The sequence below is a fragment of the Alkalihalobacillus sp. NPDC127517 genome, assembly GCF_050276055.1.
Classification (GTDB): Bacteria; Bacillota; Bacilli; order Bacillales; family Bacillaceae_D; genus Alkalicoccobacillus.
In genome coordinates this window covers 186,768-211,333 of the sequence record NZ_JBNNQX010000007.1, presented here as the reverse complement: position 1 = coordinate 211,333, position 24,566 = coordinate 186,768, and the positions used below count along the sequence as shown (strand labels likewise).

The window sequence follows — 24,566 nt, the reverse complement described above, 5'->3', positions numbered from 1 at the left end:
ATAGGAGGAGATCACATTTGGAAGCCATTAAAGAAAGAAAGAAGCTTCGTGACACATTATTAGAGGGACTGTATCAGCACCATTTTAATCACACGGGACAACCGATGACGATTACTGTCACTGATACAAAGGTTGAGGAAGAGCTAGCGTATAAGTATCTTGAGGACAAAGGCCTGATTCATACAGAGAGACAAGGTCGCGATAATCTATGTATTGAGATTACAACGGCAGGTATAGATCATGTGGAAAACAACATAGCAGCGAATTAAACAAAAAAGATCCAGCTCACTTTTTTAAGTGAGCTGGATCTTTTTTGTTAGTTTAGATTCTCTAGCATTTCTTGTATTTCTGTCATGATTTCGTAAGCTCCACCTGAAAGGTTTGAACAAACAATGATATTGACCTCAGACTGTGGGAAGAACGCTTGCCTGAAGTTAACACCTGGGTCATACCCCATCATGATACGGCGGCGAATAACAGATTGATCTACCTCCATGTAGTGACCATAGCCATAAAAGAATCCATCGTCTTCCTCCACGTGAGGAGCCAGAAAGCGCTTGGTTGCTTGTTCGCTTAATAGCTCATAACCCACAAGTGCCTCCCAAAAGATCTGCATATCCCCCACCGTCACAAAGACACCACCATCAGACGCGCTTTTGGCTGGTAAGCTATAGAGATTGGTTCGATAACCCCCATCCGGCTTTTCAATATACCCTAAAGCCGTCCGTTCTGGTAATGAATCGAGTTCAAAGTAACCCGAATCACTCATACCAAGTCGATCAAAGATATGCTTTTGAACATATTGATCAAACGGTACCCCACTTACTTCCTCCACAACAAGTCCAAGCAAAATATACCCTGCATTATTGTAGTGAAATTGTTCGCCAGGCTCCGACTTCATCTTCTCATTTTGAAATAATGGCAGAAAATCGCTTAACTCTCGAATCAGATACATCGGATGCTTTACCCAAAGCTCTTCAAAATCATCCATCACGTCTTCATCAAAATAATCAGGTACGCCGGACGTATGAGTAAGCAAGTGGTGAATCGTAATGCCTTGATGAAAATGTGGGAACGAGTGGTCTAAGAGATCAATGAGTCGATCTTCTGGGGTCAGTTTCCCCTGATCCATTAATAAGCTAATGGCTGCAGCTGTGATCGGTTTTGATCCAGAAGCAATACCATACCGTGTTTGGTCTGTGTTATGAATTTTCTCAGCACGATTAGACCAACCATAGCTCTTTGTCCACGTTTCTGTTTTTGTCTTAACAAGCACAGTACCTGAAAATTCAATCTCTTTTTGCTTTGCGTCTACCTTTGTTTCTAACATTTTTTTATCCATAATCACATTCTCCTCATTTATCTTTTTTGGATGATTCTTTACAACAATTGCAGAGTCAAAAAAGATAAATCAGTAAAGCGTTCACATTTGATGGATTTTGAACATGTGACACCCCTCCTTTTTGTTAGTATAGCATGAGGAAGTTTCAGTTAATTCGTACATTCATATTTTTTTAGAAATAAAAGCAGAGAATTCGACTATTTCTGGATTGCCAACTGCTTGATTAATAGTCAAACGGAGCTTATTAGTCTTTATAGCTTGAAAGCTATGAATACGCTTATGTCCTACGGCTGTACCTTCAGATACCATTTGCCATTTGTCATGAAGCTGAGCTTCAATCTTATAAGATCGAATTCTTTCTCCTTTACGGATCTCTTCTTTAAGCATGACGACATCTATCTTTCTCACTCCATCTAGCTCCATTGTTAGCTCGTGACCATTTCCAAAGCATGACGCCACTGGCCTCGTATAGGCTTCGTTAATTCTAGATCTCCATTCACTCAGACGATCAATATCTACTGTAGGAATGAGTCCACTGTGATCGGGTGCTACGTTTAATAATAGATTTGCACCCCGACCAACAGACTTCTCATAAATCTCTAGCAAGTTATCAACTGATCTCAATCGTTCCTCATCGTGTTCATGCCAAAACCAATGATCGCCTCGGATTGGTACATCGCACTCCGCTGGCAGCCATTCTGGAGTTCCTGGTAACCAGGTTGATTCTTCTTTAGAGAACAAACTTACTTTTGACGTCTGACGTGAATTCCAGCAAGGGTCTGGAGCAATTCCATCTTCATTTCCAGCCCATCTGATTGTAGGCTGCCCCATATTAAAAATCATCGCATCAGGCTGATATCTCTTCACAGTTTCAATGATTCGGCTCCAGTTGTATTCTCGTCCTTCAGAACCGGCCCCATCAAACCATATTTCAACAATCGGACCATAGCTTGTGAGTAACTCTGTTAGTTGCTTACAATAAAACGTATCATACGCTTCTTGATCTTTATAGCAGGGCTCATGTCGATCCCATGGGGAGAGATAGAGGCCAAAGGGCATTCCAATTTGCTGACACGCATCTGCGCACTCCCTCACTACGTCGCCTGCCCCGTTCTGCCAAGGACTGCTTTTCACTGAGTAACTGGTTGTTTCCGTTGGCCATAAACAAAATCCATCATGATGCTTTGCCGTAAGCATAAAGTATTTAAAACCCATATCCTTGGCTACTTTGACCCATTGCAACGCTTGTAAAGAAGTGGGGTTAAAAACCTTTGGAGAATCAGTTCCATCTCCCCACTCCTGGTTTAAAAATGTATTCAAACCAAAGTGGACAAAGAGTCCAAGCTCTAAATTTTGCCAAGCTACCTGTTGTGGCGAAGGAATGGCTAGATCAATATTACTCATAAGGTTACCTCCTTATGTCAAAGGCTTTACTAAAATCGAACCTCTGCACCTGTCTTACTTGATTCGTAAATAGCAGCTAAAATCTTCATGATCTCAACGCCATCTTCAACTGGACTAATGGTTTCTCGCTTCCCCTGTACACATTCTACAAAATGATTAATCTCATCCTGAAATCCTTTAACAAAATCAAAGGTTCGACTATCCATTTGAGGGACCAAATTTAACATCGTATTATGCTTCTCAGTAGCGATTTCTAAAGCTGGTTCAATCTGAGCTCCGCCTCGCTCACCAAATAAATGAACCTCCATCTTCTCTTCTTTTGCGTGGAGTGTAAAACTAACGTCAACCATTAACGAAGCTCCATTTTCAAAGCGAATAAGCGTATTCGCTAAATCTTCTACATTATTTTTGGTTGAATCAAAATCTGCGGCTTTATAATACGATTTGTTTTGAATGTTGGCCCTGTTCCCTAGCTTGTTGTATGTGTTACCAGTCACTGATTGTACCTTAGGTTTTCCCATTAGATACCAACAAAGGTCAATGACATGAACACCTAAATCAATTAATGGACCGCCTCCAGATCGCTCTTGATCGGCGAACCAACCACCAGGATTGCCTAAGACTCTTAGGCATGAAGCCTTCGCATAATAAATATCCCCTAAATCTCCAGCATCAATAAATTTCTTTAATACCTGTGTATTTGATGCAAACCGGCGCACAAAACCAACTTGGAGTGTCTTTCCATTACTTTCATTCACAGCTTTTTGTATGGCCTCAGCTTCATCTACTGTTTTGCATAATGGCTTTTCAACCAACACATGCTTATCAGCTTTTAATGAACGAATAGCAATCTCCGCATGAGAGTTGTTCCATGTACATATGCTCACCGCATCAATTTCTTCTAATGCTAGTAGCTCTCGGTAATCAGTCGTAACGTGTTGTGCTCCGTATTTAATTGCCTTTTCCTCTGCTCTTGACTGATTAAGGTCACATACTGCATAGATTTCTACTTGAGGATTTGTTGCGTACGAATCAAAGTGCATGTCAGAAATCGAGCCTGCCCCAATAATCCCTATCTTAATTAAACTCATCCTATGTGCACCCCTTCCATTTCATTAGGTAACTCATCCCATAAACGCTTCACATTATGTAGGGAAATTGCCGCAGCACTCTTGCATTCCTCTAGTCCTTCAAACTCAATTGAAATGAAATCATCGTATCGTGAATGCTTAATTACCTGTAACACATCTCTTAAGCAAATATCTCCATGCCCTGTAATTGCACCTCTAAGGAAGTTGTGGTTCGTTGTCTTGAACCAGCCCTCACCCGGATTAAACCCTGATGCCTTGCGTACATAAAAGTCTTTTACATGGATCATCGAGGCCAAATAAACTGTATTTGACACAGCGGCATACGGACTCTCATCGACACAAAGGAAGTTCCCTGTGTCCATTGTTAACTTAAAGTTTTCTCGGTTCACTTCACTAATTAATCGTTTCACCCGGTCGCTTGATTGAATATAAAAACCATGATTTTCGATGCTTGTTGTTATTCCATACTCCAAGGCATAGTCAGCAATAATCTGGCAGCCCTCAATCGAGGTCGGCAGATCTTTTTCAAATTCCTCAATCGTTGCTTGTATAGGTGGCTTAAAGGACACGTCATGCCTCATCTTCTTCACGCCAAGTCGATTAGCAATGTCTACCTGTTCCTTCACTCGTTTTATTTCTTCCTCAAACGCATGTCTTGATCCTTTTAAGAAATCTGCTCCGATCGCATAATTGGAAAGATCAATTTGGCACACTTTTGCCTTCGCAACGATCTCATCAATTAAATGTTCAGACTCCGTTAGATTAAAACCTATCGGAACAATTTCAACATGCTCCCCTCCTTGTTCAGCTGTCCACTCGATCACATCAACAATCGATAGTTCATTAGACTGAATAGCACCTACTAAACTGTAGGAACTCATGCCAAACTTCATGTTTTAACCTCCTATCTATTAAGTTAATACGCAATTCGCTTTAATTTTATCAATCGTTTTTCTTGATCGGATTGATATGCAGCTTTTACAACCTCTAACGTTCTTAACCCATCCTCGCCACTAATAAAGGGAGCGCTGTCATTCTTCACACAAGCAATAAAATCATCCACCAGTAATGCATCCATATCGGCTGCCCAGGACTTCCGCTCGACTCGATTTGTTTCATCATTATATAAAACAGAGTGTTGCTTTAAGGCATCTACAGACAGAACTCCATTCGTTCCGATGACTTCTAAGGTGACATCTCCCCATGTAGGAAAAGATTTAGGTCTTGACCAGCTTGGGTCTATGGTAATTACAACTCCCGATTCCATCTCTAGCTGTACCAACCCACAATCCTCAACCTCGATCTCATAAAAACGTTGATCGAATTCAGCGTAAACAGATGCCACCTCGTCCTTAAGCGTCCATCTAAGAAGATCCATCAGATGAACAATATGATCCGTTGCCGCACCTCCACCTGATTGGTCCTTTTGAATAAACCATCCACCAGGCATTTGCCCATGATTGGTCGCATTCACTGCGAGCACATCTCCAATTACTCCACGATCGATCATCGCTTTCATTTCTTGGATAGGCTCGGAGAAACGAACTGGATAAGCAACTTGTAAAATCACTTGATGCTGTTCACACGCTTGAATCATCTCGATCGCATGATTCAGTTCAGTTGCAATCGGTTTTTCACATAGAATGTGTTTTTTAAAGCTTGCTGCTTTCATCACATGTTCACGGTGATTCACGTTTTCTGAACAGATAATCACAGCATCAATATCTGATGTAAGTAAATCATCTAGTGAAGAGTAAAATTCGGATTGAAATTCGTTGGCTTTCGCTTGACCTCGCTCACTATTCGCATCCCAAATTCCAGCGAGTTTGGCATCTTTATGGTTGTTTAGAGCTAAAGCATAACTATTTGCATGCATATGTGCGAAGCTGATTATTCCGATCTTCAATTTATTCGCCCCCCACTTCAATTGGTTGACCTAATCTTGCAGATTGCTTTGTCGCTTCAAGTATCCTGAGCGAATGTATGATGGATTCACTCGAATAAGTCATGGTTTGTTGTTCGCTTATGGCCAACAAGAGATATGCTAGCTCTCGGTTTCCGTTCTCACGAGAGCCATTTGATTCGGATGTATTTACACCTGTGGGGAATAATTTAATGGATGATGCGTTCTCGCTATGAAAACTCAACATCCCTTTTTGCCCTGTTAGTTCAAGTGAATACACTTCCCTATTGTCCATAAAGCAAAGATCCAGATGAACAAAAGATCCATCCTCCATTCTTAATAAGATTGAATGGTATGCGATCGATTGGTTATCAGTAATCGTTTTACGAACCTGCTTAGTCATGACCCGCTTTACTGCGCCAAACGTTTCTGCGATCCATTCAAACTGTCCAATCGCTACTCTATCAAAGGCATAAGGATCAGAATGAATAGGTTTTAGTCGAACGGAAATTCGTTGCACCCCCAGAGGCCCCAAAGCTCCTTTTAACACCTCTAATTGAGCTTGCCTACGTTCAGGAAGAAAATGAACAGTATCTCGGTTGATCACTTTCAAACCATTCCTGGTTGCTTTTTGGAGAATAGAACGAGTAGCTGCTTCTGTTTTGGCAATAGGATAACTTGTTAACACACTCACTCCTTCGTCAATGAGTGCATGTATAACATGCTCTTTTTCCTTATCTAAGGTACAGAAATCAACGAGTTGAATTCGGTTTGACCGAAGAGTTGAAATGAATTCCTTTAGAGCTTGAGTAAGTTCCCCATGGAAAGTGAAAGTCTTAGCAACTTGAATTTCTTTATAATGTAACCAATAGTCATGTAAAGACTTGAGGTCCTCGGCATCAGACATAATCGCGATTTGCATTAGGTATTTCACCTCTTTTTGTGTGATAGAAGAGTTATAACTCTTCCCATAATCTTTTAACGTTGTCTAAACCAATGCGAGTACCTAATCGACATTCTTCCATCCCTTCGAATTCCAGCGTTAAAAAGCCATCATATCCAGATTGTTTAATTCGCTTTAACAGCTCTCTAACAGGGAGGTCTCCCTGGCCAAATATAGCTCCTCTTAGATAGTTATCATTTGCCGTCTTAAACCATTTACCTGCACCAGGATCCTCGTAACTAGGTCTTATATAAAAATCCTTCACATGTACAAGCGAGGCATATGGAAGGTTCTTAGTCACCCCAACTAAGGGGTCCTCATCGACACACATAAAGTTTCCAATGTCTATTGTGGTTTTAAAGTTTGGTTTATTCACCGCTTGTAAGACCCGCTGAACTCTATCACTATGTTGAACAGCCATTCCATGATTTTCTATCGTAGTTGTAATATTAAATGTGGCCGCATAATCTGCAATCCGTTTGCTGCCTTCCACAATACGCGGAAGGCTATTCTCAAAATACGTAATGGTCCTCTTTTCAGGTGGTAATGTAAAGGCTGTTACATCATGTCTTAAATGCCTGATATTCATATAATGCAAAAGATCGACGTGCTTTTTCACTCGATTTACTTCTGTTTCAAATTCTTCCTCTGTATCTTTTACAAAATCAGCAGGCATTGAATAACTTGAAAGTAGAAGGTCTAGATCTTCTGCTTTTTCCCTTACTTTTGCTGCAAGAGATTCATTGTCCACTAGAGTAAAACCGTACGGGACGATTTCAACGTGTTCGCCTCCGTGGTCAGCCGTCCATTGAAGAACATCAAGAATATCCATCTCACCAGACTCAATTGCCTCTAACAAGCTGTATGTGCTAATTCCTGCTTTCATTTAAAGATCCCCCATTTATTTCGGATTTAAGTGATCGCTGAAGCGGACTTCCTTTTACTGCATATCCACAATATGATAGAAGAAATTCACTAAACATCGAGTTTGCCCAAGCAAACCATGGCCGAGTAAAGCTTCCAGGGTTATTAACATCAAAGCCTTCGTGCATTAATCCTTCGTTTGCATCCGTTGAACTGAATAACGAGAGAATGTAGTCCTTCTCCCTTTTATCTGTAGTTGTCATTCCTTGTATCGCTAACGCAATATGCCAGATATATTGATCAGGTGTATGCGGGCTTCCTATTCCTTTTGCAGCAGTTCCTTCATAGTAATAAGGGTTTTCCTTACTTAGAATAAATGCTCTTGTATTGAGATAAACCGGATCATCAAACTCGCAATATCCGAGATAAGGGATAGACAGTAAACTTGGAACATTGGCATCATCCATTAAATTTACATGACCAAGACCATCTACTTCATATGCATAAATCGTTCCATACGTAGGATGATGTACGATCCCATGCGTTTGAATTCCTTGATCAATTTCATTTGCTAGTGTCATTGCTTCAATTGCTAACCGTTCATCCTGTATGACGTCTTTTGCTAGTTCATACAATTGTTTTAAGACAACAACTGCAAACATATTTGAAGGGATTAAATAGCCATATGTACACGCATCATCACTTGGACGAAATCCGCTCCAGGTCATACCTGTGTAAGCTACCGGAGTTCCTTTTCCCAGATGAGATAATGTATCTTGAGCAGGACAATTGTCACGTTCAAAAAAGTACGGGGATTTTTCTTGATGGTGTTGTTCTGTTTTCCAAACAGACAAGATCTTTTGAATAGCTTCTAAGAATTCTTTATTAATATGTGTTGTTCTTCCGGTGGATTTCCAAAACAAGTAGGCTAATTGAATCGGATAGCATAAGGAGTCCACTTCATATTTTCTTTCCCATATTAAAGGGGTCATAAGAGTGCGATCATCATGGTACCGATTCCCATTATGTTCTTCGTTGAATGCGTTCGCATACGGATCATGATTAATGTATATACACTGCTTCATAATTAATCCTTCGATTAACTCAGCCATGTGAGGATCATGCTCGGCTAAGAGTAGATAGGGGCGTACTTGAGCACTTGAATCCCTTAACCACATAGCAGGGATATCACCAGTAATGACAAAGGTGGACCCATCCTCTTGTTTTCGTATGGTTGTTTCGTATGTGTTAACAAAGCAGCTACTAAATAATTCTTGCATTTTTTCATCATCAATAAGGTGCTCTCTTAATTCATCAACCAAATTTGACATTGAAATTGGCACTTTCTCCTCCATATCTAAACCCACCTCTCACGTAATATTGTAACTGCTTACAATTTTAAATTGGAGAAGGAGGTTCTTCAATATGTTGGTTTGTCTCTCCTTAGTCTAATTAATCAATGAGAGCTTCGTGAAAGCCTAATATGTAGGACTGTTCTTTCAAAAAGTATGTTAGATCTATAACTATATGTTTCTTATCTCCATATTCTTTTTCGGATAAACAATCACTTATTTATGGAGTTTTCGATATTGCCCCGGAGTGACCCCTTCAATTTTTTTGAACTTACGTATAAAGTTAGCTACATCCTTATATCCAACTTGAACCACAATTTCTTTAATTGGTTGATCTGATTGGGTCAATTGATTTTTCACATGCTGAATTCGTAGATCTTGAATGAATTGAGTAAAGGTAACACCCGTTTGTTCTTTAATAAATCGGCTAAGATAGGACACAGATAGATAAAAACGATTGGCTACAAATTCTAATGAGATTTCATACAATGTATAGTTTTCTCTAATAAAAGAAAGAAGCTCATCTCTTAGTTTGGAATTGTGACTATCTTTCTTTCGTTCGACTTCTTCACAGATATCCTCAACAATGTTCATCAGTTGATTTTTGAGATCATCAATTGATTTAAATTCAATGAGTTGGTTTAAATCAATGAACTGATCCTGGCATCCAATATCAGAAACTGTTTTTAAAGTCGTATTAATTAGATCAAAGCAAATGCATTTAATTTCATGAATGGATTGATTTTTCTGTTCTAGGACCTGAAACATATCTCCAAGCATTTCATGGGCAACCGTTACATCACCCTGCTTTAAGCTCTGAACAAATTTAATCTGCTCTTCCTTAAAGTAGCCAATGAGTGGCTGTGAGGTTTCTCCAATATCCTTAAAGTATAAAATACTGCCAAGAGGTTTTGTAAACTTGTACTCAGCAGTAGCAAGTGCTTCAATATATGAGCGATTAACCTTTTCCAACGAGCTATAGGACTGCCCTACACAAATAGTAGGAAATCTTTCAAAGTATTGATTGATGTACGTTTGGATGATTGCTATCTGTTGATCGATTACAGTGGTTGAGCTAGCTGAAGTACTCACTAAGATTGCAATAGAATCCGAGTATAGTAGGTCCACTGCATACACTCTTGTTCCATTCAAATGAACCTCATGTAGCTTCTGAATCAATTGATCTTTTTCACAAATGTTCTCTTCACAAAACGAACCTGCCTCAAAATGCAAGGTTGCTACAAAATGGTTTCCTTCTACGATTGAAATATCTAACGAATCCATCATAGCGGCCAATTCATGTTGATACTCAAAGGACCCTTTTAGTAATCTAAGGAGAAATTGTTCTTTCGCAAAGGGTTGATGTAAATAAACCGTTTCGTTTAATATTTCATGGTGTTGATATAATGTTGTAAATGACCTCCCAATTGTTTCTAACTCATTCTCGTTGGTATATAAACCTGATGCGAAAGAGGCGTCTTCTCCTTTTTTAGCAATGTCAGATAACGCTCTTATTGGTTTGTATTGATTCTTCCCAAATACCACTGCCAAAATGATACCTACAATGAACAAGGAGACCAAAAAGAAAGCTACTATATACTGCATATTCGATAACTTACTAAATAACTGACTTGGATCCATAACCGTTACAAATGTCCAGCCACTCATACCTGACTGAACAGAAACAGTCGAATACTCTTTACCGTTTATCCCTATGGTGTCAATTCCATTCGCATTGTTTAACAAGGAAATTACATTTGGAGCGCTAATTGAGTCATCGTGAATCGTAGAGGCAATGACTTGCCCACCTTCATCGAAAACATACACATTCCCTTCCATATCACCTAAAATGTTTTGGATCATACTTATGAGTGTTGACTCTTCAATAAAGTACATTGCCGTTCCGTACGGAGTAACCGAATTTAATTTAACGGGTAAATAATACACAATTAAATTTTCATGCGTCTCTGAATTGATTTCAAAATCATCAACTGTCCGAATTAGAGGGAGATCTGTTCTTAAATCCATGAGTAAGTTTTCTTTACCAAACCTCTCTAATTGATTGCTATTCTGCATTAATGCGTCTATTGAATATAAACCGTTTGTAGAAAATAAGGTTTCATCGTTGTAGTAATACACGAATAATTCTTCAATGATGGCACTGTTTGCTTTGTACTTTTTCAGCTCATTAATGGCTTCTTTCCCATAATACCCATGGTTCATCATATAAGGAGTCAGCCTTGGATCAAATGAGATCCGCGTTGTAATCGTCTCTAGTTCAGACAATCTGTCATCTGTTAAGTTTCTTACTTGTTCCAGATTATAGATATTTGAGCTCTCTATCTCTTCTCGTAAGCTTGAGACGGCATTAAAGTAGATTACTACACTCATTACAATAAAAGGTACAAGAAAAATGAGCAGGTAGGAGATGATATATTTATAAAGTAGCTTGGATCTATTTTTCATGTTCCGAAGCATCCTTTCCCCTCCCACCAGTCTTTTGCTAAAAACATAAGTCTAATTTAATGAAAACCCTTACATTTTGTATTAAGTATACCTCTCTTTGAATAATTTTTGAACTTTTTTGTCACTCGACTATTGTTAAATCAAGTTGAATTGGTGATTGTAAACTACCGCCAACTAGAAGATGAAAAAGCCCAGGTTCTAAAACTTCTTGCATTTTGTTATTCCATAGCGACAAATCTTCTTTTCCTATATCTAATGAGAGAGTTCTCTTTTCACCTGGCGAGAGCATGACTTTCTTAAATCCTCGTAATACGGATTTTCGTTGAGTCACACTCGCTTCTACATCTTTAATATAGAGTTGAACGACTTCAGATCCTTCTACCCTTCCACTGTTTAGTATATCAACATGAATGAATATGCGTTTTCCATTGTTAAGTTCTTTCACAGTTATTTTGTCTTGGAGCAAGCGAGCATGTTGATAAACAAACGTTGTATAGCTTAGACCATACCCAAACGAAAAGAGTGGTGCGCGCTCCATGTCGAGATACCTAAGCTGGCTGCTTTGATCTTTCGCGTTGTAGTAAACAGGTAACTGTGCACTTGACCGCGGTATAGAGACAGGTAATTTCCCACTTGGATTCACATTGCCGAAAAGAACTTCACCTATAGCTGTTCCACCTTCTTGGCCAGGATACCATCCGCATAGGATCGCCTGACAATGGTCTACTATCGATGTCATTGCATGAGGTCTTCCTTGTATTAACACAGCTATAACTGGCGTACCTGTTCGTGCAAGCTCATGAATGAATTGTTCCTGCACTCCCCCAAGCGTTAGATCTGCAACGTCAACCCCTTCTCCACAATCCATATCAGAGGGATTATTGGATACAATTGCTGCACCATTGATATCAAAATCAATATCAAAGTTCCTAGCACTACTGCCCCCAATTACTGCTATGACCACATCAGCTTCCTCTGCAAGCTGAACAGCCTCTTTAAACCCTTGTTTAGACATTTCCCTTATATTACAGCCTTTTGCATAGGTAACAACTGCCTCACTCTGATCGATAATTCCTTCTAAAATCGTTTTTCCTTTGTGAGGAGCTTGAATGGCCGTATAGTCTCCTAGCTGGTGATAGATCTGATCAGCATTTGGACCAACGACGGCAATCTTTTTCATTTTTCGTTTGAGCGGTAAGATTTGATCTTTGTTCTTTAGGAGAATAATTGATTCTCGAGCTACTTGTAGGTTCACTTCCTTAAATTCATTACTTCCTACCACTGTCTTTTTGTAGTCTGCTTCAGAGAACGTTTGATCCATCAACCCTAGCGAAAATTTCAAGTTTAGCACCCTGCGTACTGCTTCATCGACGTATTCTTCACTGACGAAGCCTTTTTTCACAGCACCATTCAATTGAGTGAAGGAAACATCCCAAAGACTCAGATCGACTCCAGACTGAAGTGCTAAAGCACCTGATTTTTCATAGCTTCCAGTCATCGAATTTAATCGATCAACAGCTGTTCCATCAGCCATAACAATCCCATTAAAACCCCATTCATCACGAAGGATCTCAGTAAGCAATCTAGCATTCGCATGACAAGGTATCCCATCAATTTCATTATAGGCAGCCATACATCCTAAAGCTCCTGCCTCTACACCTGCTTTCATACCAGGTAGATGAATTTCGCGTAGCTCTCGTTCACCGATCGCAACCGTTCCTGCATTCAACCCTCCTTCGCTAGCTCCTTGAGCAGCAAAATGCTTTAAAACAGCCGCTATCCTAGGGTAATCCTTATCTGTAGGCTTTCCTTGGAGTCCTGTAACAGCAGCCTTTGTCATTTCAGCTGCTAGAAAAGGATCTTCACTATAACATTCCTCAGATCTACCCCAACGCGGATCTCTTAACAAATCTAAGGTTGAGATTAATCCTACATGTGCTCCTCTTGATTGAATCTCTAGGGCCACATGTTTGTACGCTTCTTCCATCAGCCCAGGATTCCAAGTAGAACCAACACCTATGTTTGTTGGGATCACTGTTCCATCTAAAGCCTGATGCCCATGAGGACACTCTTCTGAAAGCAATACAGGTATACCAAGTCTTGTATGTTCTTTAACATACTGCTGTATCATATTGGAGACCTTCACATTCTCTTCTGTAGGAATGCCATTCTCATAAGTCACAGCTGACCAAGGGTCGGATCGAAACAAACCGTATAAGGCGCCCATCCCTTTTCCTAGAGCAACATGTTCTTTAAAGGCCTCAGTTAATTCAATCCCACTTTCCGTTTTCCTGTATGCCTCCCAACCGTACATCTTTTGGTTCAGCTGACCTACTTTTTCCTCCAATGTCATTTGCTCTAATAAGTCTTCCACTCGTTCACTGATTGACATCCGGCTATTTTCATACTTCATGTTACACTCACCTCTACTTCAAAAAGGTAGTTACTCATAAACAATGGTCTTTACTTCAAACGGTAATAATGAAAATTTCTCTGACGCCACTTCCTTAGGGTGTTTTTCTAATAAGTTCGTTTCGTATGCCTTTCCTTTTAATACATCTGAATGGATTGAAAACGCATCTCTACTCCCGCATGACTCATAAAGTCTTAACGCTATTCCCTTCCCAGTTTCAGAGTGCTTTACTGTATCAATTAACCCATGTGATGTATCCGTTTGAATGAAGCTTTTTTGTGGTGGGAGTGATCCCTTGTGTCGATCTGTTTGATAGATTGATATGGGGTGATTGAGTTCATATCCCTTTTTTGTCACATTTGCATCAATCCAATTTCCTTGATGAGGGTAAAGTGAATACGTAAAATGGTGCTCTCCCTGGTCAGCGGTTGGATCTGGCCATTTAGGCGCTCTTAAAAGTGAGAGACGTATCGTTTTCCCTTTTACATCGTAGCCATACTTACAATCATTTAAGAGACTCACACCATAATTCCCTTCGGACAAATCTGCAAATCGGTGACCACACACTTCAAATTGTGCATGTTCCCAACTAGTATTTGTATGTGTTGCTCGTTCAATGGCTCCAAACGGTATCTCAAATGTGGCTTTTGTCGTTTGAATATCAACCGGAAAAGCAACTTTTAAGAGCTTATGTGTTTCTCTCCATTCAACCTTAGTTTGAAAGTCTATTCTAGATGAATGATGATATAAGATGACATCCTGCCAAATTATAGAGTCCGATAAAGACCATTGGAAACGAAGCACATCCTTTGTTTTCCCTTTAAGTGCCACCTCAACAGAAACTAGTTTTGGCTTGTTAGCCTCTTGGCTGTTGAACTTCGGATCAATATCCCATGCGTCCCAATACGTTGGTTTATCATGAAACAGCTGGAATTGGTTTGCCAGCGCACCATGGAGTAGAACCTCTCTACTTGCAAACTTATCATATAGTCTTGATATCTCACCGTTGTCATTCCATTCAATCAGGTAGTAAGATGTTTCCCAGCTTCCATTAAAGACAGAAGGATGATTATTTATTTGCGTGTTACGATTAGGGCGCAACCATACGGTCTTATAGCCCAATTGTGGAATCTTTAAAGCGATAAATGATAGATGGATTTCATCTTCTCCTTTATAAAGCAGATCACTTTTTACCTCTTGATTGTTTTCATCATAGACTGAAAGATTTAAAAGCTCTCTTCCTCCTCTTAGTTCAATGACTTCGTCTCGATCCCACGACAAGCTATTAAACAATACGTATGGTTCTCCCTCTCCCTCCGTATTCATTTCCTTGGTAATAACGGACATCGCTTGTTCTTTCAATTTATTACCAATAGAGAAGACTTCCCTATAATCCTCCTCAGATTTCACATATACCTCTGGGATGGACGTACCTGGAATGATGTCATGAAATTGGTTAAATAATAGCAGCTTCCAGCCTTCTTTTAATGTTTTCATATCATCTTCACGAATAGCTACTGGTGCTAAAGCCGACCACATTTCCGCTTCGCGATACAAGATCTCTGCCTTTCGATTCCAGCGCTTATTTTTCGCATGAGTCGTATATGTTCCGCGGTGTAATTCAAGATATAAGTCTCCTACCCACTTTGGGAGAATAGCACTTGCATTTTCTGCTCTCTTAAAAAATTCATGAGCAGTACTATTTTTCTGGAGCGGTAACCCGGGTAGATTTTCAGAACGCTTGACGTACTCAAGCATTTCTTTTGTCACTCCACCCCCACCGTCGCCGTGCCCATATAAAAGCATTTGTTCAGGAAGTTCATTCTTTTGCTTAAAGCTATCCCAGTGTTCCTTCACTTCCTTTGGATGGGTATATTCGTTAATCCCGTGATTAAGGTAGGAAAGAATGGACGTGCCATCTATGCCCTCCCAGTGAAACAAATCATATGGGAATGGGTTCGTGTCGCTCCAGTTCATTTTTGTTGTCATAAAGTAATCCAAGCCTGATTTCTTAAGCAATTGAGGAAGTGATGCGCAATAGCCAAATGTATCTGGCAACCATTCAATCTTAGGCTGTACATTAAACTCATCCTTGAAGAACTCCATCCCGTATATGAGCTGACGTACTAATGATTCACCGGAAGGAATATTTAAATCGGGCTCTACCCACATCCCACCAACGATTTCCCATCGTTCATCCTTCACATGCTTTTTCACACGCTTATAAAGCTCCGGAAAGTATGTCTTCACATATTCATAGGCTTGTGGTTGACTTTGGGCATATGTAAAGTGACTGTACTGATCGAGCAGCGTACTCATCGTCGAAAAGGTGCGACTTGTTTTTCGGACAGCTTCCTTCATCGGCCATAACCAAGCTAAATCAATATGGGACTGACCAACCATATGCATAGTACCGCCGACGTTTAAATCTAGCTTTTCAACAGACTGAAGAAAGGTCCTGACCTTCTCATGAATTGTATCTGGTTGATGGGTCAAAATTTCCTTTGACGTGTTATTAATCCAATCGTTCAATCCTATTAACTCACCTAGTAATGTTTGTTTTGTTAATCCCTCCTCGGGAAGGAACATAGCTGATTCATAGTATACTTTCATCGTATAATATAAATCCTCAAGCGCTTTGTTCGGTTGCACCCATTTACTTTCAAGTAAATAAAGAGGAGCGGGATCAAACTCAGCTGGCGCGTTTTGAAAATTTAGTTGATCCACGACTTGAGCTGTAGGATTAAATAGTTCGATCTTTAAATGGAAAGATTTTTGCTTTGGTAAAGGAATATAACTGCGGTTTCGATCAATTCCATGGTAAGGGACCCCGTTTAGATAAACTAAACCCTCATGGTTCGTAGGAATGCCAGGTTGCCCCACTTTAAATTCCAAACCATACTCTTTTCCCTCAAATGAAGGAGGGGTAGTTAGTTCACCTTCTATAAATAAGGTCTCCCCTGATTCAATTAGCTTATCTCCCACTCTTATGGAAAAAGGGGTTGAGTCCTTAAACTCATATTCTCCAGGTTGTTTATAATAAGCTCGTACGGCTTGCCAATCTTCCGTTACTTGTGTTTGGGTATTTACTAGCGAACCCACATACTGAATACATCTTCTTATTTGTTGCACAGGGTAACAGCTCCTCTTTTCTCGTTGATTAGTTACGTTAATCTGAAGGCATACGCATAAGAGTCATCCAATACTTTTGTGTCCGAAGGTAGCGTCAGATGAATTCCTTCAGTCGTTTGCTTAAAAGAGAGCTCTCTCTTTGGAGAAACAAGCTCTACTTGTTGCACTTCATTAAAATAAGGAAGAATGAACTTTTCTGTAGAAGAATCTATTTCATCATTTAAATAAAAGACATAGACGCTGTGATCCTTCTGTGTGAGGGCATACCCGCCTTGAAAATAGGGCGCAACTGGTCTTGTACCATAGATGCCATCCCCGTAAGTAGATAACCATGATCCGAGTTCATTCATACTGGTTAAGGCACCTCGAGGTAGTCTTCCATCTGGTTGTGGTGCTACATTAAGAGCTAGATTCCCACCCTTAGCAACTACTTCTAACAACAAATGGACGAGCTCTCGCCCTGATTTATATATATCTTCATATCGAAAAGAGAACGCACTTCCCATAGTGATACATGCTTCCCACGGTACATGCATAACTTCTGATGGAACTGTTTGTTCTGGAGTGATGATATTCTCATACTTACCACCTACAGTTCGATCCGCAGCGAGTAGCCAAGGCTGTGTTTTTCTCGCTCGCTCCACCACTTCCCCTAACCGAATATCCTGGTTATTAGCAGCAGATACCCATCCCGCATCTAGCCACAAGACTTCGATCCTTCCGTACCCTGTTAATAATTCGTTCATTTGTTTGTGAGTAAATCGAACAAATTCGTCCCATAGCTCTTGGTGTTCCAAAGGGTTATAACTCGGCCCACGCCACATGTTTGAACCTTCTTGCATGTCCTTAGCCCAATAGGATGGAACATGCCAGTCAGCTTTCGAGAAATAGGCAGAGATCGGAAGACCTTTTGCTCTAAATGCATCAAAGAGTTCTTTACAAATATCTGCTTTAGGGTTTGAATGAAACGGACACTCACGTCCTGTAATCTTGTACTCGGTTGTGTGTGTATCCCACATGGCAAACCCATCATGATGCTTTGTTGTAAACACTAAATATTTGAAGCCATTTTCACTTGCGACTTCAGCCCACTTTTCTGGCTCAAAACGCAATGGATTAAATGTTTTGTTAAGATCTACATACTGTTGCTTAAACATTTCACTATCCGATTCCCAATCTATCTCTTCTCTTGACCATTCTGCATCCTCGTCACTCAATGCCCATGATTCTACAATGCCGAGTTGCGAATATGGTCCCCAATGCATCATAATCCCGAGTTTTTGATCTTTAAACCACTCAAGTTGCTCTAGAAGAGCTTTTTCGTGCGGCTTCACCCATCTTTTTTCATTCGTATAAGAATGAATCCCTTCATCGATTTCCAATGATTGTTCGTTTGTATTCATATGATCCTCCTTACTGATTTCAATTAGAAAAAGCTCGTATTCTACTTAGCTTCAAGTATGATACGAGCTTATATCCCATCAGTTAACTGCTTGCCCAACGATCGTAAGCTTCTTGATAGATTTCAACATATTTTTCTATATTCATGCCTTCAATGGTCTCAACGTATTTATCCCAATTAGATAGCGGTTCAACTCCTGTAATAAACCGAGCTTCTAATTGTTCAACGTAAGACTGTAGATCCACTTCTATCGTGTTCACAATCTCCTGTTCCTCATTGGTTAGATACAATAATGGAATGGGCACTTCACCATATGCATCCACCTTTTCTGCTGTTTCTTCATCTAGAAACTGATCAAACTCAGATAGATCATCATCTTCATATCGCATAACTAGTGTTGGTGTTGGGATGCCATATGCCGGAGTTAACGTTCCACGGTATTCCTCTGTACTTTCATACCCTGCTGGCAGGTCCAAATCAACTTTATTTCCATTATCGTCTACCTCAAATAGATAGCCTTCAGGGCCTCCATTTAAGTACTCAGATCCTTCTTCAGAATAAAAGTAATCTACCCAGCGAATGGATGCCTCTGGATGTTCATTTGAGCTAGTGATTGAAAACGTTCCTCTAGAGATACCAGGATTAATTGGAATCAGTGGCTCATCTGTCATAGGGCTAGATAAAGGATGGAACATCGGATTGTTTATTGATTCTTCCTCTGTTTCACCTGTTGTGAAGAATGAGAACCAATCAGGGAATAGACCTAATTTGTTCTCTTGACCTTTGGCTTTTTTCTGCTCATCAGATTGTGAGAAGGTCTCAGGATCAAGTAAACCTTCCTCATATAACTTATTCATATAAGCTAGATATTCTTTATAGTTCTCGGTGCTTGGAGCATAACGAATCACACCGTCAACCTCTTCTACTCCCCAATCCTTCATGCCAAAAGCAGCTAAGAACGCCTTACGCGTGCCATTCATTTGAACATCAAGTAAAGGGATTTCGTCAGCTTCACCGTTACCATTTGGATCCTCTTCTTTAAACCGAACAAGCAAATCATAAAGTTCATCCGTTGTTTTAGGTAATTCTTCGACATCTAATGCATCAAGCCAAGCGCCGTTATACCACATTGGAACAGCCCATCCAGCGTTTGGATGCTGATTAATGGCAGGAAGCGAATAGATGTGGCCGTCTACTGTTGTGATGGACTTAGCGATTTCCGGATTTTCATCTAAAAGCTTTTGGATATTAGGTGCATATTCAGCAATCAGTTCTTCTAACGGAATTAAGATTCCTTGCCTCCCGTAATCAACCTCCATACCAGGTGTTAGATTGCCACTACCTGCCCCGTAAATAATGTCAGCTACATCTCCACTAGCAAACGCCAAGTTAAGTCTAGTTCCAAAATCACTCATTGGAGGAGTAGTGTAATCAAATGCAATATTCGTTAACTCACTATATTCCGAAAGTGTAGGCATATCCTTCCACTCGGCCATACCGGTGCCTGGAGCCATTAATGAGAGCGTGATTTCTTCATCAACAATAGGGAAACCTTCCTTGTTGATTTCAACATTTGAACTAGATGGTGACGAGCTATCCGTATTTGCATCATCTGAACTGCATGCGGCTATAAATCCTAAACAACCAACTGCGGTTAAAGAAAGCGCTAACGTTTTTTTCATTCTACTAACCCCTCTCGTTTTTGTTGAAGCGATAATCAGTGATATTGGCCCGTTTACTATTCACCCCCAATTTAACGTAAAGAAGGCTCACCCTTTTAAAGAACCGATCATTACACCTTTCACAAAAAAACGTTGTAAGAAAGGATAGACAATGATAATTGGTAATGTAGAAACAATCATGACTCCGTATTTAACGATCGCAGCAAGCTGTTGTTTACTATGAAGCGCTTCCGCCATCTCCCCAGTAATCTGAGTATTGTTTGATGACAATTCATTCAGAACAAGGATTTCTCTCAGTACCATTTGAAGAGGATACAAATTACGATCAGATAAATAAATCAATGCGTTAAAGTAACCATTCCAATGGCCAACGCCGTAAAACAAGGCCATTACTGCGATGATTGGTGCTGAGAGAGGCAGAATAATTTTCATGAACATCTTAAAGTTTGAGGCTCCATCAATGGTTGCAGCTTCTTCTAATCCTTTTGGTATCGTTGATTGGAAAAACACTCGAGCAATGATAATATTCCATACGGCTGCTGCATTTGGTAAGACCATCGCCCAAATTGTATCGATTAAGCCTAGATCCCTAACCACTAAGTAAGTTGGAATTAATCCCCCACTAAAAAACATGGTTAAAACAAACATAGCGGTGAAGAAACCTCTTCCGAAAAAATCCTTACGTGATAAGGCATAGGCAGCAGGAATGGTTACAAGCAAGTTTATTAGCGTTCCAAGAGCTGTATAAAAAATTGTATTTAAATAACCTCTCCAGATTTGACTATTTTGAAAGATCATTTCGTACCCAGCAAACGTTATATCGATAGGGTAGAGCCACATCTGTCCACTATTCACTGAAGAAGGACTGCTAACTGAAGCACTGATGATATAGATGAGGGGATACAAAACGGCTATCAAAGCAAGAGTCAAACAAAAATAAACAAATCCTTTAAACAGCTTATCTATTTTTGTTTCTTGTATTGAAGTATTCATAAGTTACCCCCTTTACCATAAGCTTGTTTCACTCGTTTTTCTTGCTATTTGGTTCACAACGATTAGTAGAATAGCGTTAATGACTGCATTAAATAAACCAACAGCTGCAGCAAAACTATACTGTGCATCTAGAAGTCCAGCTTTATAAACAAATGTGGCAATGACATTTGAGGATTCAAGATTCAGTGGATTCTGGAATAATAAAATTTTCTCGAAGCCTAGTGCCATAATGTTTCCAACGTTCATGATGAGAAGAATAACCATCGTTGGAAAGATAAATGGAATATTGATATGCCATATTCGTTGTAAGCGATTTGCACCTTCAACGACGGCCGACTCATGATGCTGTGGATCTACACCCGATAAGGCTGCCAAATAGATGATGGTACCCCAACCCGTACTTTGCCACACACCAGAAAACACATAAACTGTTTTAAACCAAGCAGGGTCTGTCATAAACGCAATTGGTTCAAATCCCATTAGCTGAATACCATGATTGATAATCCCTGTTACTGGTGATAAAAAGGCGATGACCATTCCCGCGATGACTACAACTGATATAAAGTGAGGAGCATAGGTTACGGTTTGAACGGTTCGTTTGAAGAAGCTATCTTTCACTTCGTTTAACAGAAGTGCCAGTATGATAGGTAAAGGAAATCCAACAATTAACTCATATACGCTAAGTCCAAGTGTATTTTTAATTAGATCCCAGAAATAATACGATTCAAAGAACCTTACAAAATGCTTAAACCCGACCCATTCACTTCCTGTTATTCCTGCAACAGGAGTGAAATCTTTGAACGCAATCTGCAATCCATACAAGGGCATGTAATGAAAGATAAAGAAGTAAAGAAAAGCGGGTAAAATAAATATGTAAAGCTGCCAATTTTGTAGGATCTTTTTAGTCTGTTTATTTCTCATTTTTTTTGGTGGAATTGTAGTATGTGTCTTTTCTACAGGTAGCGTTTTTGGTTGTAGTTTCATTGAATACCTCCTTCTCTTAAATTGCTCCAATCGTAGCACTGCCAGAGAAATAGTATCAATATGTTGTTTTCAAAAAATTAACACAATAATAGAAACAGCATATGAAATCGCTTACATAAATAAGGCTTACTCATACGCAAATATGTGCTTCTTGATGAAATGTGTATGTTATGACATCTCTCTAAAGAGTAGCATACACAAGTCTTTCAGTCGGACCACATAAAAAGAAGCTACCTATGTAGCCTCTTAAGATTATACTATTTAGTCTGCGAGATGGTGTTATTTAGAACATGTAATTTCTTCTCTTCGACTAATAAACAAGCGCGATAGGAAAACCATACAATCGGAGTAAAAATAATTGAAGAACCCGCAAAGATAAATAGAACCGGGACGAAGCTAAACAAAAAATATAGGATGAATAGGCTGAGCATAATCGCTATGGTCTCCATCGGTCTTGCTAACGCAATAAATAGAGATTGTTTAAAATAGGTGAACAAAGGTAACTCATATCTGACGAATATAGTGAACATATAAATGACCGTAATGAGATAGACAAAACAAATGAAAAGGATCACCGCATGTAAATAAAATGACTGGATCAATTCTTCCGAGATCTTTAGATCAATATAAAGGAACAATCCAACACCCATTAAGAGTAAACCCAGTATGTTGGATTTCTTAAATTGAGCCTTATAGGTTGAATAGAATTGCTTAAATATAGGAAAGTCAAAATCTTTGTCGTACCATTTATGAACGACTGAACACAGGGCCATCGTTGCCGGCGTGATACCAAGAACGACCAAGCCAGCAAGTGTGAATAGAACCCACAATATGTGAAGATACATAACCTTAGCTAACCAATTACTACACTCATAAAGAACTTTTATGATATTCATTGGCTTACACCTCTCATGAACAAGATTATAACTCTAGTTGTTATCACTAAATAGACTAATCAAATTCCCATCCGGATCATGAATAATGGCATAGCGCTGTCCCCAAAACGCATCCCATGGCTCTTTATAGCTAACGTATCCTTGCTCCATGACTCTTTCATATAAATCATTTAAGGACTTTGCATCCTCACAGGTAAACGCTAACTCAATCCGATGACCTGTAGGTTCTTCCCACGACCCATAGACAGAAGTCGCAACCTCTACCGTATCAAAGGCAAGCCTCACTCCACCTTGATTTACTTCTACATGGGCCTGGTTGTCCATTTCGGAAGAGATTTTAAATCCTAACGTGCGATAAAAGTCTAGCGCCCGCTTCATATCCTTAACCACTATACCTACCATGTCCAGTTTTATCGACAAGCCGATCCACTCCTATTCTTATAAAAAATAATCTCGTACTTCCTTCCAGTTATTCACCCGAACGACACCTGTTTCATGTATATTGTGAGGAGCTGTGTAGAGGATTCCTTGTCCTTTAAAGGTTTTGAAATGCCTTGAGTTATCATCAATCAAATAGTCAGCTCGGATGATGCTTTTCTTTCCGCAAAAGACAATGTTCAGATCGCTTAGAAAAGGAAAGTGCTCCCTCAACCATTCGTACTTGGCTGTAAAAGATGTTGGATATTCCATAGCTGCGGTTGTTATGTATACTTCATACGTCTGGGTTAATTCTTCAATAACTTCCTGACTATCCTTCATCACTGCAAGATCACGGAAGAATGTAGGGTCTTTAATGTAGCCCTTAATCTTATCTTCAAGTTCTGGTCTGAGTGACTCTAACGTGCACCCATGTAAGTCCTCAATCTTAATCTCGTCCTTATACTCTTTGTTATATAAGGACAAATGCTTCGGGATAAAGTCAGCCATTACTTCATCCATATCAATGGCAATTCGCTTTTTCATTTCATTCACTTCCTATTTCTTTAGTTGCTTTCCTTAGTGTATCAAAATGTCACAAAGAAAGGGTGCTCTGCTGGATTTAAACTTTTTTCAATTCGCTCTCTGAAGTTTTGCCATTTGACCATAGGTAGTGCTTTCTCTAATGGAAAAAATGCGACTTCATCACTTTCGTTTGAAGGCCGGCACTCTCCTCCTATAGGCTTTCCTAAAAACAGTGTATTACAGATACACCTTTCTACATTTTGATAAATTCCACAGAACCCCGTAATCTCAATGATGATTCCACTCTCTTCTTCTGTTTCTCGAATCGCAGCATATTCAATGGATTCACCTTCTTCCACTTGACCACCAGGCATTTCCCACCCCCTATGTGGGTTCTTTACCAGTAGTAATTCGTTCTGACCATTTAAGACAATCGCTGCCGCAGACACAATGTGTTTAGGTACACTCATTTGATCACTCCTCTTAACAAGCATTCGATACACTCAGCAAGATTCCTTTAAAAAAAGATGGGACATTACATTAATGCGGATGACAAAACACGCACATAGGAAACAAGCCGCTGCAGGAGAATCCCTCCCACCCACAAGAACGGCCTCAGCCCCTTCCGCGGGAAAAGCGCCGCTACAGTGTCTTCACCGCGTTCTGTTCCGTAGGAGTCTCGGGTTCACACCCGCTGGTCTTAGTAAATGATGCAAAAATACGAACGGCGAATGATTCGATCATAGAATCATTCGCC

General features: G+C 39.8%; 20 protein-coding genes. 1 reads left to right on the top strand and 19 read right to left on the bottom strand.

Translation table 11 applies throughout. From position 1 onward, the window contains the following. Positions 1 to 17 precede the first annotated feature (17 nt). On the top strand, positions 18 to 269 hold the full coding sequence (locus ACQKKO_RS11750) for a hypothetical protein (RefSeq protein ID WP_498647345.1): 252 nt from the start codon (positions 18 to 20) through the stop codon (positions 267 to 269). Positions 270 to 316: 47 nt separating this feature from the next. On the opposite strand, the gene ACQKKO_RS11745 is transcribed toward ACQKKO_RS11750, so the two are convergent. The 19 genes from ACQKKO_RS11745 to ACQKKO_RS11655 form a co-directional block, all read right to left on the bottom strand. After that, positions 317 to 1,342, bottom strand: a complete 1,026-nt coding sequence (locus ACQKKO_RS11745; protein WP_498647343.1) for a serine hydrolase domain-containing protein — start codon at positions 1,340 to 1,342, stop codon at positions 317 to 319. 162 nt (positions 1,343 to 1,504) lie between these two features. Further along, positions 1,505 to 2,746: an alpha-L-fucosidase gene (locus ACQKKO_RS11740; protein WP_498647342.1), complete on the bottom strand. Its 1,242-nt coding sequence runs from the start codon at positions 2,744 to 2,746 to the stop codon at positions 1,505 to 1,507. Between the two features lie 29 nt (positions 2,747 to 2,775). After that, positions 2,776 to 3,837, bottom strand: a complete 1,062-nt coding sequence (locus tag ACQKKO_RS11735; protein WP_498647341.1) for a Gfo/Idh/MocA family protein — start codon at positions 3,835 to 3,837, stop codon at positions 2,776 to 2,778. Beyond that, positions 3,834 to 4,730 (bottom strand): sugar phosphate isomerase/epimerase family protein, encoded by an 897-nt coding sequence (locus ACQKKO_RS11730; RefSeq protein ID WP_498647339.1) that lies wholly within the window; start codon positions 4,728 to 4,730, stop codon positions 3,834 to 3,836. Before ACQKKO_RS11730 ends, ACQKKO_RS11735 begins: the two co-directional genes overlap by 4 nt. Positions 4,731 to 4,753: 23 nt before the next feature. Continuing rightward, positions 4,754 to 5,743 (bottom strand): Gfo/Idh/MocA family protein, encoded by a 990-nt coding sequence (locus ACQKKO_RS11725; RefSeq protein ID WP_498647338.1) that lies wholly within the window; start codon positions 5,741 to 5,743, stop codon positions 4,754 to 4,756. A 1-nt stretch (position 5,744) separates the two neighbouring features. Further along, entirely contained in the window at positions 5,745 to 6,662 is a 918-nt protein-coding gene (locus ACQKKO_RS11720; protein WP_498647336.1) for a hypothetical protein, read from the bottom strand. A 34-nt stretch (positions 6,663 to 6,696) separates the two neighbouring features. Then, positions 6,697 to 7,569 (bottom strand): sugar phosphate isomerase/epimerase family protein, encoded by an 873-nt coding sequence (locus ACQKKO_RS11715; protein WP_498647333.1) that lies wholly within the window; start codon positions 7,567 to 7,569, stop codon positions 6,697 to 6,699. Continuing rightward, positions 7,553 to 8,902 carry a glycoside hydrolase family 125 protein gene (locus ACQKKO_RS11710; protein WP_498647331.1) on the bottom strand — a complete coding sequence of 450 codons (1,350 nt, stop codon included), beginning with the start codon at positions 8,900 to 8,902 and terminating at the stop codon, positions 7,553 to 7,555. Before ACQKKO_RS11710 ends, ACQKKO_RS11715 begins: the two co-directional genes overlap by 17 nt. A 213-nt stretch (positions 8,903 to 9,115) precedes the next feature. Next, positions 9,116 to 11,365 (bottom strand): helix-turn-helix domain-containing protein, encoded by a 2,250-nt coding sequence (locus tag ACQKKO_RS11705; protein ID WP_498647329.1) that lies wholly within the window; start codon positions 11,363 to 11,365, stop codon positions 9,116 to 9,118. A 121-nt stretch (positions 11,366 to 11,486) separates the two neighbouring features. Beyond that, complete coding sequence (locus ACQKKO_RS11700; RefSeq protein ID WP_498647328.1) at positions 11,487 to 13,778, bottom strand: glycoside hydrolase family 3 N-terminal domain-containing protein; 2,292 nt, start codon at positions 13,776 to 13,778, stop codon at positions 11,487 to 11,489. A gap of 30 nt (positions 13,779 to 13,808) precedes the next feature. Next, on the bottom strand, positions 13,809 to 16,910 hold the full coding sequence (locus tag ACQKKO_RS11695) for an alpha-mannosidase (protein ID WP_498647326.1): 3,102 nt from the start codon (positions 16,908 to 16,910) through the stop codon (positions 13,809 to 13,811). Positions 16,911 to 16,942: 32 nt separating this feature from the next. Beyond that, positions 16,943 to 18,313, bottom strand: a complete 1,371-nt coding sequence (locus ACQKKO_RS11690) for an alpha-L-fucosidase (RefSeq protein ID WP_498647325.1) — start codon at positions 18,311 to 18,313, stop codon at positions 16,943 to 16,945. Between the two features lie 82 nt (positions 18,314 to 18,395). Next, entirely contained in the window at positions 18,396 to 19,994 is a 1,599-nt protein-coding gene (locus tag ACQKKO_RS11685; protein ID WP_498647323.1) for an extracellular solute-binding protein, read from the bottom strand. A gap of 87 nt (positions 19,995 to 20,081) precedes the next feature. Then, positions 20,082 to 20,987 (bottom strand): carbohydrate ABC transporter permease, encoded by a 906-nt coding sequence (locus tag ACQKKO_RS11680; RefSeq protein ID WP_498647321.1) that lies wholly within the window; start codon positions 20,985 to 20,987, stop codon positions 20,082 to 20,084. A 12-nt stretch (positions 20,988 to 20,999) separates the two neighbouring features. Then, on the bottom strand, positions 21,000 to 21,908 hold the full coding sequence (locus ACQKKO_RS11675; RefSeq protein ID WP_498647432.1) for an ABC transporter permease: 909 nt from the start codon (positions 21,906 to 21,908) through the stop codon (positions 21,000 to 21,002). 320 nt (positions 21,909 to 22,228) lie between these two features. After that, positions 22,229 to 22,867 carry a YesL family protein gene (locus ACQKKO_RS11670; RefSeq protein WP_498647319.1) on the bottom strand — a complete coding sequence of 213 codons (639 nt, stop codon included), beginning with the start codon at positions 22,865 to 22,867 and terminating at the stop codon, positions 22,229 to 22,231. A gap of 33 nt (positions 22,868 to 22,900) precedes the next feature. Continuing rightward, positions 22,901 to 23,287 (bottom strand): VOC family protein, encoded by a 387-nt coding sequence (locus tag ACQKKO_RS11665; RefSeq protein WP_498647318.1) that lies wholly within the window; start codon positions 23,285 to 23,287, stop codon positions 22,901 to 22,903. Positions 23,288 to 23,305: 18 nt separating this feature from the next. Continuing rightward, complete coding sequence (locus ACQKKO_RS11660; protein WP_498647316.1) at positions 23,306 to 23,830, bottom strand: 5' nucleotidase, NT5C type; 525 nt, start codon at positions 23,828 to 23,830, stop codon at positions 23,306 to 23,308. A 41-nt stretch (positions 23,831 to 23,871) separates the two neighbouring features. Next, positions 23,872 to 24,279, bottom strand: a complete 408-nt coding sequence (locus ACQKKO_RS11655; protein ID WP_498647314.1) for an NUDIX hydrolase — start codon at positions 24,277 to 24,279, stop codon at positions 23,872 to 23,874. Between the last annotated feature and the right edge of the window lie 287 nt (positions 24,280 to 24,566).